The 13,041-nt window shown below is 46.3% G+C and carries 11 protein-coding genes and 1 pseudogene; 10 read left to right on the top strand and 2 right to left on the bottom strand.

The annotated features are described in order from the left end of the window. Nucleotides 1-168: 168 nt before the first annotated feature. A complete protein-coding gene (locus BT127_RS04440) occupies nt 169-1,404 on the bottom strand; it encodes an RtcB family protein (protein ID WP_075423823.1) in 1,236 nt (411 codons plus the stop codon). 145 nt (nt 1,405-1,549) lie between these two features. Here BT127_RS04440 and BT127_RS04435 point away from each other — a divergent pair, with 145 nt between their 5' ends. The 7 genes from BT127_RS04435 (at nt 1,550) to bioA (ending at nt 8,465) form a co-directional block, all read left to right on the top strand. Next, nucleotides 1,550-2,824: a WYL domain-containing protein gene (locus tag BT127_RS04435; protein WP_075423822.1), complete on the top strand. Its 1,275-nt coding sequence runs from the start codon at nt 1,550-1,552 to the stop codon at nt 2,822-2,824. Next, on the top strand, nt 2,808-3,815 hold the full coding sequence (locus BT127_RS04430) for a WYL domain-containing protein (RefSeq protein WP_075423821.1): 1,008 nt from the start codon (nt 2,808-2,810) through the stop codon (nt 3,813-3,815). Before BT127_RS04435 ends, BT127_RS04430 begins: the two co-directional genes overlap by 17 nt. Continuing rightward, a complete protein-coding gene (locus BT127_RS04425; protein ID WP_075423820.1) occupies nt 3,793-4,575 on the top strand; it encodes a hypothetical protein in 783 nt (260 codons plus the stop codon). The genes BT127_RS04430 and BT127_RS04425 overlap by 23 nt, the downstream gene beginning before the upstream one ends. Before the next feature lie 422 nt (nt 4,576-4,997). After that, nucleotides 4,998-5,606 (top strand): biotin transporter BioY, encoded by a 609-nt coding sequence (locus BT127_RS04415; RefSeq protein WP_502687140.1) that lies wholly within the window; start codon nt 4,998-5,000, stop codon nt 5,604-5,606. Nucleotides 5,607-5,608: 2 nt separating this feature from the next. Continuing rightward, nucleotides 5,609-6,580, top strand: coding sequence for a biotin synthase BioB (gene bioB / locus BT127_RS04410; RefSeq protein WP_075423818.1), 972 nt, complete (start codon nt 5,609-5,611; stop codon nt 6,578-6,580). Beyond that, nucleotides 6,577-7,269 carry a dethiobiotin synthase gene (gene bioD, locus BT127_RS04405; protein WP_075423817.1) on the top strand — a complete coding sequence of 231 codons (693 nt, stop codon included), beginning with the start codon at nt 6,577-6,579 and terminating at the stop codon, nt 7,267-7,269. Before bioB ends, bioD begins: the two co-directional genes overlap by 4 nt. Then, the gene (gene bioA, locus BT127_RS04400; protein ID WP_075423816.1) at nt 7,266-8,465 is read left to right on the top strand and encodes an adenosylmethionine--8-amino-7-oxononanoate transaminase; all 1,200 of its coding nucleotides are present in this window, start codon (nt 7,266-7,268) and stop codon (nt 8,463-8,465) included. The genes bioD and bioA overlap by 4 nt, the downstream gene beginning before the upstream one ends. Nucleotides 8,466-8,654: 189 nt before the next feature. Here the strand turns inward: bioA and BT127_RS04395 are convergent, their stop codons facing one another. After that, nucleotides 8,655-10,343, bottom strand: coding sequence for a hypothetical protein (locus BT127_RS04395; protein ID WP_075423815.1), 1,689 nt, complete (start codon nt 10,341-10,343; stop codon nt 8,655-8,657). Between the two features lie 198 nt (nt 10,344-10,541). On the opposite strand from BT127_RS04395, the gene BT127_RS04390 reads away from it, so the two are divergent. The 3 genes and pseudogenes from BT127_RS04390 to BT127_RS04380 form a co-directional block, all read left to right on the top strand. Further along, on the top strand, nt 10,542-11,096 hold the full coding sequence (locus tag BT127_RS04390) for an RNA polymerase sigma factor (protein ID WP_075423814.1): 555 nt from the start codon (nt 10,542-10,544) through the stop codon (nt 11,094-11,096). Further along, complete coding sequence (locus tag BT127_RS04385) at nt 11,083-12,465, top strand: hypothetical protein (protein ID WP_075423813.1); 1,383 nt, start codon at nt 11,083-11,085, stop codon at nt 12,463-12,465. The genes BT127_RS04390 and BT127_RS04385 overlap by 14 nt, the downstream gene beginning before the upstream one ends. A gap of 271 nt (nt 12,466-12,736) precedes the next feature. Then, nucleotides 12,737-13,041, top strand: a pseudogene (locus BT127_RS04380) (hypothetical protein); the annotation flags it as partial.

The raw sequence follows: 13,041 nt of genomic DNA, 5'->3' as shown, positions 1-13,041 counted from the left end.
TTCTGCGGCAGACTTTTCGGTTTGCCGCAAACTCATAATAAAGACAAGGCACTATTTATCTTGACAGGATAACGTTGACTGCTGTAAGTGCCTTAAACCACACCTCGCCGCCGTGGGAGTTGAACCCGTTCCGAAGGAACTGCCCTGATTGCTGTAAGCGGCGAAAAATCAGCCTTTGATAACGCCGACTGTGAAGAGTCTCTTTACAGGCTCTGTAAGGTCGGTCTGATTGGACATGACATCATTGATGTCCTTGTATGCGAAACGTGACTCTTCAGCCACATCCGACTTGTTGTTCTTTGCAAGAACTACATTCTGCTGCTTTAAGTCTACCATTACGGACTCTACCGAGAAGGTGTCCATTGCAGCTGTACGTGAGTAAGCTCTGCCTGCGCCGTGGGACGAGGACATGAAGCTGTCGGGATCGCCCTTTCCGCGTACTATGTAGCTGTATGAGCCCATAGCTCCTGGGATGATTCCCATATCTCCCTCACGGGCACGTATAGCGCCCTTTCTGTGTACCCACACATCCTTGCCGAAATGGTTCTCCAGAGCGGCGTAGTTGTGGTGGCAGTTTATTTCCTCCGAAAATTCGGGAACTATACCTGTGTGCTTCTCAACGTGCTTTGTGAAGATGTCCTTCACCTTTGAAAGCATTATTGAACGGTTCTCATATGCGAAATCCATGCAGAGCTGCATCCACGCAAGGTATCTCTTTCCTTCGTCCGTATCAACGGGAAGGAACGGGAGATTCCAATCGGAAGGTACCTGTGAGAACCACTTGTCATTCAGCCCGTGAGCTATGTGATTGAAGTATTGTCCCACGATATTTCCGAAATGACGGCTTCCCGAATGGAGCATTATACCGCACATTCCGTCGTCGTCCTGCTGGAGTTCGATGAAGTGGTTTCCGCCGCCGAGAGTACCTGCCTGATAGTAGCCCTCCTCTATTTGTGGGATGAGCTCCCTGTCGGCTTCATAGCGGTTCATCTCAGCCTTTGCTCGGTCCAGCACCTCTGAATTCTGAGCTGTTTTGTAATGTGCAAATCCTGTGGGGATATTACGCAGTACATCTCCGCATATGGTCTGTACCAGATTACCGCTTCCTGTGAGAGTCTCACGCAGGAGTGATACAGGGATATTGGTCTGGATGTAAGCCATTCCGCAGCCGATATCCACGCCGACTGCATTTGGGATAACTACATTCTCGCAGGCGATAACTCCGCCTATGGGCATACCCTTACCTGCGTGGGTATCTGGCATAAGTGCTATCCACTTATGTGCGAACGGGAGTTTTGAAAGGTGCTCCGCCTGTTCGATACATTTCTCGCCGACAGCTTCCATATCTGTCTGCCATATCTTTATGGGGAGCATTTTTTCATTCTTCTTGTAATGTACGAACATTTTCTTCACTTCTTTCCTTTAGCTTGATTCCAGTATACCACACGAAATGAAAATAATCATATAAATTTTTCTGCACACACTCATACCGTCTTGAAAACGGAAAGAATTTCTGCTAAACTATTAATATAGGAAGGAGTTGGAAATAATGGCTGGATTTTCCGAACTTATCAAGAATTTCGACAAAACACGTGATTATGTCCGTGATTTTTTCATATACGGCTGTAAGGTTAGAAGCGATTTCGACCGCAAAAGCATACGCACCTACGGTGACGAAAAGCGCCGTGTGGAAAGCTGGATAGGCGACTATATGCGCTATGATGATTCAGTACGCGGAAGAAGTGTCTCTATCTCGGTGGACAGCGGACACATTCCCGAAAATCCGCTGTATAACGCCTATTACTCCAGAAGCTTCACAGATAACGATATCCGCCTTCATTTCCTCATCATGGATGTTCTTCAGGACGGCGAAAGCCGTACTCTCAAGGACATAACGGATATACTTAATAACGAATACGCTCAGCTTTTTGACGAGCAGACCGTCCGCAACAAGCTTAAGGAATACGTCGAAGAGGGGATAATTCTTTCCGAAAAGCAGGGCAAAACACTGTACTATTCACTGTCGGCTGACAGGGCGGACGAGTATCTCCGTGAATTCCGTGGACTTGATGATACTCTTAAATTCTTCTCCGAGGCCAATGACCTCGGTATCATCGGCAACAGCATCCTTAAAATGTGCGGACTTGAAAACGACCTGTTCTTCATAAAACACAACTATATAATCCACACTCTTGAAGATATCCTTCTGCCCGAGATACTGGACGGCATCAACGAAAAACGCTTTATTTCCTTCCGCACGTTCTCCGCAAAGAAGGTCAGGGACAGCAGTCAGCCCGGTTCCGAAAATCAGGTGATACCGATGAAGGTGCTTATCTCTGTGCAGACGGGAAGAAGGTACCTTGCGGCGTTTATCCCTGCCGTTAACAGGTTCTCGGCATTTCGCCTTGACTATATGAAGACGGTTAAAAAGGGCGATATCTGCGAGGACTACGATGTAGTAAAAGCAAAATTCGACCGCAATATCTCCCGCTGTTTCGGCGTTTCGTTCGGTATGCGCAACGATACGGGAGCGGTGACTCCCATGAAGATAACTTTCTTTGTGGACGAGGAAAGTGAACCCTATGTCCTTGAACGCCTTGAACGTGAAAAGCGGTGCTGTACACTTGAAAAGACGGGCGACCATCTCTATACGCTTACTGCGGACGTTTTTGATCCTAATGAGATAATGCACTGGGCAAAGACCTTCATCGGCAGGATAGTACGCATAGAAGGCGGTGCAGATAGCGTAAGGGAGCGCTTCAGAAGCGATATCGCAAGGATGAAAAGAATGTACGGCGGTGATGAAGATGAACATATTCAGTGAGATATACGGTACTTATTTCAGGATAGCGGCGAAGCTTCTTGAAAATGAAGTTACCGATGAAAAGACGGTCAGGGAGACCGTACAGCGTGAGGGATTCAGGGATTCTGTGCTTTTTCTGCCGCAGAAGCTCATCCCTGGAAGCGAGGACTGGGGACTTTTCAGCCGAGGAACTGAGGGAGAACTCAGACGCATAACCAAAAATGCGCCTGTAAAGGTACTTACAAAATTGCAGAAAATGTGGCTGAAAGCAAAGCTTTCGGATCCTCGGATAAGACTGTTCATGGACGACGAGACCATTGCAGGGCTGAACGGTAAACTTGCGGACGTATCTCCGTTATACACTCCCTCACATTTCAGAGTTACGGACAGATATGCGGACAGCGACGACTACCTTAATGAGCGCTACATATCCAATTTCCGCAATGCGCTGAAAGCCGTCAAGCGCCGCAGTATAATGTATATCGAGTTCATTTCTGGACACGGGAACCGTGTGAGCGGAAAATTCGTACTGCTGAAAATGGAATACTCTCCCAAGAACGATAAATTCCGTGCTTACTGCTATCTGCTGCGGAATGACAAGATAAAGAGCAGCGGTCTCATAAATATCGGACGGATCACACACATCGTCGATACGGGACGCATCTTCCGCACTCCCGTATCGCTGGACGATTATTTTTCGAGCCGCAAGTGCAGTTCCCCTGCGGTGATACGTGTTACTACTTCACGAAACGGTGTTGAACGCTTCATGCTGGAGTTCGCTTCATACGAGAAACACACTGTGCGGGACCTTGAAACGGGTGAATATACGGTTGAACTCTGGTACGACAGATACGACGAGACCGAATTGTTGATACGCCTTCTGAGCTTCGGTCCCGTAATTGAGATAATGGGACCTCCGCATCTGCGTGAACAGGCTAAACAGCGCATATTACGTCAGGCGGAGCTGCTTGACAGCGAGGAGGATAGATATGCCTACGGAAATAATGAATGAACTGAAAAACGTCCTTCTCACTTCGGAAAAGCCTTCGGGATATTTTGAGAAGATTCGGAACAGTAACGGACTTGACAAGTGGTTCCCCGAACTGAAAGCGCTTATCGACCTGCCTCAGAACCGTAAGTATCACCTTGAAGGTGATGTGTGGACTCATACCATGCTTGTACTGGATGAGGCGGCTGCAAGGCGTGATACGGTACGGAATCCCATAGGATTCATGCTTTCGGCACTCTGTCACGATTTCGGCAAGGCTGTATGCACCACTGTTTCAGAGGACGGTACAGTTCATTCCTACGGGCACGAAAATGAGGGACTTCCGCTGGTAAGGGTATTCCTTGAACGTCTCGGGACAGATGAGGAGTTTATCCTTTACGTGCTGAATATGACGGAGCTCCATATGGAGCCGAATACTATGGCACATGCGCGTTCCAAACTGAAAAAGACCAACAGGCTGTTTGACAGCTCGGTTGAACCGTTCGACCTTATACAGCTTGCTCTGTGTGACGGTCTGGGGAAGATACCAGAGTGCGATGATACCGAGGAATTCCTTATGGAGCGCTACAGTCGTTTCACCGAGATAATGGAAAGACCGTATGTGACCGAAAGGGAACTTACCGCAGCGGGACTTGTCCCCTCGGATGAACTGGACGAGATACTTGTATACGCTCATAAACTGCGGCTTGCAGGCTTTGACAAGGACAGTCAGCTTTGCCAGAGTCTTGCCTATGCAAGGAGTGTACTGAAACTAAAGGTTTGAAAAACGAGCCGAAACGTGTCATAGTGGAAATAGATTATTTTACAGTGTCCGATACTATTATCGGACAATCAGCTTGTCAAAAAAGAATTGATTTATCAGGGAACGCCCTCTCTTGCAGGGCGTTCCCTCTTTCAAAACAGTCCACCGGACTGTTTTGAAATTCACCCTTTGCGGTGCGCTTTGTAGAATGTGGGACGCTGTCCCAACCTAACCGGTCCGTCCCCTCTGTCAGCTTCGCTGACATCTCCCCACACTGTGGGGAGTCACCCTGCCAAAGGCTCTGCCTTTGGAATCCGCTAAAGGGATAGTATCCCTTTAGAATCCCCAAATTAATGGCTTCAGGCTTTTATAATGCTCTCAGTGTCCGATATTATTATCGGACACTTTTATCGTTTTGTTGTCACCTTTTACGTGAAAACAGGTTGACAAAGAGCTCCGATGATGATATAATATATGATCGAAAGGATGTGACTGTTATCAGAACTCAGAACAAGACAAGGGATATTGTACTTACTGCGCTGTTTACGGCGCTCATTACCGCAGGTGCATATATACGCATACCTGTACCCGTTTGTCCCTTTACGCTCCAATTCCTGTTTACTACACTGGCAGGTGTATTCCTCGGTAAAAACAAAGGTACAGCTGCGACCGCTATTTATGTAGTGCTTGGACTCGCAGGACTCCCCGTATTTACAGGCGGAGGCGGTATCGGTTATGTACTTCAGCCGACGTTCGGCTATCTTATCGGCTTTATAGCAGGTTCCTACATCACAGGCCACATCGTACACAGCGGAAGCCTGACTACAGCACGTCTGCTTGCAGGCTGTTTTGCGGGACTCGGTATAGTCTATGCACTTGGAATGGTGTATTACAGAATGATAAGCGTTCTCTGGCTGAAGGATCCAATCGGTATCGGAAAACTGTTCCTTTACTGCTTTGTACTTGCAGTTCCGGGAGATATTTTACTCTGCATACTTTCAGCGGTTCTCGGAAAGAGACTGCTGCCTGTGTTAAGTCTTAAGGAGGCGTAAATATGGATGTTATAAAACTTGCTGAGGATATTATTGGCGGATACCGTATAAAGCGCGGTGACGATACGGATTTCTTTATCACTGCCGAACTTGAACAGCTTTGCAGCGGTGCTGACAGGATAAGAAAGCATTTCAAGGGCGAACATGTGGACCTTTGCAGCATAATAAACGGCAGAAGCGGACGCTGTTCCGAGAACTGCAAATTCTGCGCTCAGTCCGCACATCACTGCACTGGTATAGAGGAGTATCCCTTCCTTGACGAGGAGAAGATACTTGCTGAGTGTCTGCATAACGAGGAGAGGGGCGTTCACCGCTTTTCAATTGTCACGGCAGGCAGAACTCTCAGCGATGATGACTTTGAAAAGGCGATATCTGCCTATAAGCTTATGGACAGCAAGAGCAGTCTTGAACTATGCGCTTCACACGGACTTCTCTCTCAGGAGCAGTTTGACAGGCTTCACAGTGCAGGAGTAAGGCGCTATCACGCCAATATAGAGACTTCACGGAGAAATTTTCCCAATATATGCACCACTCACTCCTACGAGGACAAAATAGAATGTATCAGACGTGCTCAGAAAGCAGGATTCGAGGTCTGTTCGGGAGGCATAATCGGTATGGGAGAGAACTGGGAGGATAGGATAGATATGGCGGTAAGTCTCTCGGAACTGGGCGTAAAGTCCATACCTATCAATGCATTAATGCCTATAAAGGGGACTCCCCTTGAAAATACAGTGCGGATAACTGCGGAGGATATTCTGCGTACTGTGGCATTGTTCCGCTATATAGTCCCCGAAGCAGATATCAGACTTGCGGCAGGCAGGAATCTCATGGAAAACTGCGGCGCAAAGGCTTTTCTTTCGGGTGCGGATGCAACTATCACAGGTGATATGCTGACGACTTCGGGAAATGACATACAGGGGGATATTGAAATGCTGAACAGTATGGGCTTTTCAACGGAAAGGAGACAGAAATGAGTATATTCATCACGGGAACAGGTACGGATATAGGCAAGACATACGTGACGGCCTTATTGGTGAAAAAACTCCGTGAAGCAGGAGTTGATACCGCATACTTCAAGGCGGCTGTAAGCGGGAATGAAAGGGACGAAAAGGGCGGACTCATCCCCGGGGATGCTCAGTTCGTAAAGACAGTATCGGGCATCACTCAGTCCCTTGATACCATGTGTCCCTATGTCTATGAAAGAGCCTATTCTCCGCATCTTGCTTCAAGGATAGAGGGAAACCCCGTCGCAATGGATACGGTCATTTCACAGTACAGACAGCTGTGCAAGGAGTACGAGACCGTAGTCTGCGAGGGAAGCGGAGGTATAGTTTGTCCCATACGATACGATGAAACTGTTATCATGCTGGAGGACATCATAAAGGCACTGGAGCTGCCGACTCTGATAGTTGCGGATGCAGGTCTCGGAACTATCAACAATACAGTGCTGACTGTTGAATACATGAGGTCTCACGGTCTTGAAGTCAGGGGAATAATTCTGAACAATTACCGCAAAGGTGATGTAATGCAGGAGGATAACAGGTTTATGTGCGAAAAGCTGACGGGACTTCCCGTTATCGCATGTGTAGGATATAATGACAGCGATTTGGATATCTCCGCTGAAACGCTTATCGGTATATGCAGTCAGGGAGGTAATTTATGATCTGGTATCCTTATGCACAAATGAAAACACTTGATGCTCCCCTAAAGATAGTACGTGCAGAGGGAGTTCATCTGTATACCGAGGACGGTCACGACCTTATCGACTCGGTATCATCGTGGTGGAGCGTGATACACGGTTACAGTCACCCTGAGATAAACGCCGCCATTAGCGGACAGCTTGAAAAGTTCGCACATGTGATGCTTGGCGGTCTTACCCATGAACCTGTTCAGAAGCTATCGGACAAGCTTGCAGAATGGCTTCCGGGAGATCTGGACTACTGCTTTTTCTCGGATTCGGGAAGCGTAGCCGTTGAGGTGGCGCTGAAAATGGCTTTGCAATTCAACACAAACAGAGGTTCGGGACGTGATACCATACTTGCGCTTGAACACGCTTATCACGGTGACACCTTCAAGGCAATGGAGGTCGGTGACGACGAGGACTACCACTTTGCTTTCGGAAGCAGCGGCGAGAAGAAAAGGGGAGTTGTACACATCCCGACTGAGATACCTGCGCTGGAAAAAGCGTTTGCTGAGTACGGAGACCGTCTTACCTGCATTATCGTTGAACCTCTTTTACAGGGTGCAGGCGGAATGAGAATGTACGACGTGAGCTTCCTTGAAAGGGCGAGACAGCTTTGCAACGAGTATGATGTACTGCTTATTTTCGACGAGGTGGCTACAGGTTTCGGACGTACAGGGAACCGTTTCGTTTCGGACCTTGTACTGCCGGATATACTTGTCCTTGGAAAAGCACTGACAGGCGGATATATCGGTCATGCAGTCACTGTAGCGAATAAAAGGGTGTGGGACGGATTTATAAGCGACGATCCCACTCACGCGCTGATGCACGGACCTACATTCATGGGAAATGCACTTGCATGTTCGGCGGCGCTTAAGTCCATAGAGCTGTTTGAGCGTGAAGATTATATGTTGAAGATACGCAGGATAGAGGAGATAACTAAACGTGAAATGGCAGGCTTCAGCGATCCCCGTGTAAGAGAGGTAAGGATAATGGGCGGATGTGTCTGCATAGAGGTGACGGATGCTAAGACGCTTGACGGCTTCAGAAAATTCGCATACGAGCGAGGAGTTTTCAGCAGACCTTTCCTTAAATACATGTATGCAATGGTACCGTATGTCATAAGCGAAGGAGAGCTTGTTACAGTTCTTGACGTGATGAAGGAATGGTTCACTTGAATATCGGCAAAAAAGCCATAGTATCGTGATGATACTATGGCTTTAAATGTTTTATCTGCCGCAGTTCTTGTCAAATGAAGGGTTGCAAGCGTAGAAATTCTTCGAGTTCAGATTATCCTGAGCTATACGGAGCGCTTCACCGAAAATACTGTTTTAAATAAACTGACGTTTAAGCCTGAAAACAGCCTTTTATTCCAGTGCAGACTGCGGAACTGAATACGGGTTGCCATAATTTGCATCCCACTTCTGTATCTCGAGGGCATCGAGAGGAGTAATGCCGTCGCCTTCGCCGACTATGTCAGCATTGAAAAGTCCCTGTGTTGTCAGTGGGTACTTTTCAGCATTTGCGACATATTGCAGAATAGCCAGCGCGTCAGCAAGCCCAACGCCTTTATCACAGTTTGCATCGCCGTTGACATAATTATTAAGGTGGATCGTTTTTCCTATTATAGGAGGAACACCTGTATCGCTAAAGCCGTATGGCATTAGACCTGTTTTATCCTTGATATCCTGTGCCAGATCGTAGTGCTCTGTGAAGGATAAATCATCGTCGGGAACTATGCGCAAGGTATTTCTTTCCGACTGTTTTACAAGCGCAGCTTTCACGTTATTGTCCTTAAGGTATTCGTCGAGTTTTTCCGTTATCTCTTTTTCATTGATGTACAGATCATATTCTGTCAGATATGGACAGGCGGAATATGTGATCTCAGACTGATCGAACCTATAGATAAGATCATTGGCCACATCTGATAGTCTATTATAGAGTTTTTTGACGTTCACGCTGCCGATAGCACCGTCTTTCATCTTTACGGAACAATTATATGTCTCACCTGAAGCTATAGTCTCACATTCAAAGACAAGCTTATCATCAACTTCTGAAACTATCTGCTTTATCAGATTTCTGTCAGTCTCTTTCGGGACTTTGAAATTGATCATTTCGGGATAGCTTTCAATGAAATAGAATACAGCACCGTGGTCATCATCAGGTATCATAAAAGCCTCATCGCATTTATGTGTAAAAAGTGCGGAATCCTTATCAAGGGGGATGCGCTTTTCGTAGCTTTCCCTGAGGTATTCCTCAACGTTCTCGGGAGATCTCATAGTACCGGATGTACCGCTGTTTTCCTTGGTGTAGACTATGCGTGTACATTCATGCTCTTCCGTGATATCCTGTCCCAGACATGTCATTATTCCGCTCAGCATAAAGCCATAACCGCTTTCTGCCATGTTTGTAAGCGTATCATAGGCATTACTGAGGTCAAGTCCGCCTGTATAGCAATAATCGAAGCCCTGACGTTCTGCATCCTTTTTAAATTTTGGAGAATATACAAGGTCAAGCTCGGGGTATTCCTCTGTAAGAGCCTCGGGACCTTTATCCGTTTTTATGTACCATTGCTGAACGGCGAAAGCATTTACCGTATCCTCATAGGTAACAAGCTTTTCCTCTATTCTGCTGACGCAGTCACAGCTTTTCAGTGCATCATAGAAAAGCTTGCGCTGATCGCTGCGGATCGCCTCTAACGTGTAGGTGTCATTATCAACCTTTGTTATCTCGGGAGTTGCAGAACCCGCAATGAAAGCCGCATCCGTTATTTCCTCCACGGGAAGTTCCGTACCCTCTTCTACAGTTATAACAGTCCCGTGATAACTGCTCGGGATGATATGGATCTTATTGGCGGTATCCAGAATATGAGCAGTATTTCCGTAATATTGGTCCCAGAAGCTGAGATGAATATAGTTTTCTCCTGCAAATCCCTTAAGGACGTTTTCATAGCTTTCCGCATAGTTCCCCTCTGCGGTCTCAGCATTTGCGGTCACAGCGCTGACAGGTGCAGAAGTAAGTACCGCAGATAATAAAATAGCTGTAATTTTTTTCATAGTGATTCCTCCTTTGCTTATGGCGTAGTTTTAGCCTTTCACTACTTAGTAACATTTTCTGCGGATTTGTCTCACTGTTTTTTCAGAAAATTTCATATTGACAACAGAATTATTTTTTCATATAATCAAGGTGAGACAAATCGTGAAAAAATGTTACTAATATATAGGGGAAATATACTTTCATGAAAGGAGCTTTCTATGGATAACGGTGCAGACAGCTACCGCCGTTTTCTTGAAGGTGACAGAAATTCTTTTACCGACCTTGTAGCAGAATACTGGGACGGTCTTACACTATACCTTACAGGCTTTGCCGAAAGCATTACCGAAGCCGAGGAGATATCCGAGGAAACTTTCCTTAAGCTGTATACAGATAAACCAAAATTCTCCGGGAAGAGTACGTTCCGGACGTGGCTTTTCTCCGTCGGAAGGAATACGGCACATAACTATGCCCGAAAGCGGCGCAGGATAAGCGAGGTTCCCATAGATGATTTCTACAGTCTTTCGGACCGTGAGGATATAGAAAAGAACCATATACATACAGAGGACAAAAAGCTTCTCTACAGCGCAATGGAGAAACTAAGCAGCGACTACAGACAGGTTTTGTATCTGGTCTATTTAGAGAATTTCAGCAACACTGAAACGGCAGAGATAATGAGAAAGAATGAGCGTCAGATAAGGAATCTTCTCTATCGTGCCAAGGCGGCACTGAAAACACAGCTTGAAAAGGAGGGCTTTGAATATGAGGAGCTATGAAGAGATAGCCGAAAGAATAATGGCTCGCGGTGATAAGATAAACGAGGAGCGCAGAGTAAGAGCCGTTAAAATAAAACAGACTTCATATGCGGTATCGGGAATGTGTGCCGCAGTTATCGCAGGTATCGGATTATGGCGTGTTACCTCGGGCAAGGATGTTTCAAGCAGTAACTTTCCCGACAGCGGCATCATAAGCGACAATAACACACACACTTCCGCAGTTCCCACAGCAACCGATGCTTCCGTACAGACTGCCGCATCAACAGCGAAGACCACAAAACAGGTGCAGACTACAGCTTCGGGAGAACGGGGTTCAGCATCAACAGCGAAGAACGTATCTACAACCCGAACAAGCAGGCAGACCGATGCGGTAGCAGAAAATGTACAGGAAACACAAGTCAATACCTCTGCCGTAATGAGAACAGAATCGGCGTCAAGGACTACAGTACCTGCAACAAATGCGGCAAGGACTACAGTACCTGCAACAAATGCGGTAAGGACTACAGTACCCACAACAAATGCGACAGGAATACAGACTGCGGGAGCGGTAAGGACTACAGTTCCCGAAACCACGCAGACTACGGCTAAAAAAACGATCCCGACCGTACAGACGCAAAGTCCCGTTCCGTCTCAGACAAGTCCTGAGGTACAGACGAGGGTTCCTGTTGAGGCAACTGTTATCGTTACTCGGGAACAATCTGCTTTCGATCCTGTTTTAGATAATTACAGAATAATAAGCTTCAGATTTTTACACAACGAAAATACTTCTGTACCAACCTCGCCCACATCTTCCGAATATAAATGCACCTACTATTCTGACGAATCAGACGATACTAAGATAGGCGGATTTCTTGGTTCGATACACGTCAGATCGGTCGAAAACGAGGGCGTGGAAACAGACGCTTTCCTCTACAGAGTCATGGAGATAGATCCGAGTGTAATGATCGCCGTAAAGTACAGTGACAGCAATAATTTTTATTTCTATTACAGAAATGATTATCGCCCTGATACACTCGACATGCTGATGAATCACCTTAGCGTTGATGCAGGACAGCTTTTGTCTGATGTGCGGGTATTCCCCGAGGATTATGAAGTGACCGACAGAGAAGCACTGTGGGATATCATAATGGAGGATCCCTATATTCCTGATATCACCGACGACGAAAAATACCAAAAAAGCATATTCATTCCGAAGGCAGAGATCAGCTTTTTCCCGAAGGGTACCACCAATGAAGGCGGAACTATCAAGATATCCGGAAGGGGATATATGCGGCTGACCTATCACATGGTGAACAGGGCTTTCTATATCGGTGAAGAACGTGCGGAACGGATCCTTGCTTACATCAGGGAGAATTACGAGCCGAAATAACGGTCGGAACTGTTAGCAGTTTTACGCTGACGAATATATAATGAGGCTGTGCGGATAATCTGCACAGTCTCTTTTTGTGTATGATACACGAACGATCAGTATAGTAATTGTAGAAATGATACAAAGTAGTCTTATTTTCACTTAAATAATAACACTATATGGTGAAATTGTTTTATAAAGCACAATATTTGACTTGCACAATTAACAAAAACGTTGTACAATAAAGCCGTACATTCGTATAAACATTTATCCAGATGGAGGAATGGAAAAGATGAAAAAAACATTAAGCAATTACGCAAAAAGAGCTGCTGCAGGTATCGCTGCACTTGCTCTGATAGCAGGTTCTTACACTGCTGCAACTTCAAAGTATGATGCTGATACTTTCACTGCTGTTGCTGCCGGTAAGACAACACCCGGAGATGCTAACTGTGACGGCAAGATAGACATTAATGACGTCATAGCAGTGGCAAAATTCCTTAAGGATTCTTCAAAGTATCCTCTTACAGCTCAGGGAATTGAAAATGCACGTGGTGCATATCCGGGAGGAGCAAATCCTGATGCTCATGATCTTCAGAA

Origin of the sequence: Ruminococcus sp. XPD3002 (assembly GCA_900119535.1) — a bacterium.
GTDB classification, from domain to species: domain Bacteria; phylum Bacillota; class Clostridia; order Oscillospirales; family Ruminococcaceae; genus Ruminococcus; species Ruminococcus flavefaciens_H.
Note: the sequence above shows the minus strand (reverse complement) of the source record. Positions and strands in the feature narration are given on the sequence as shown.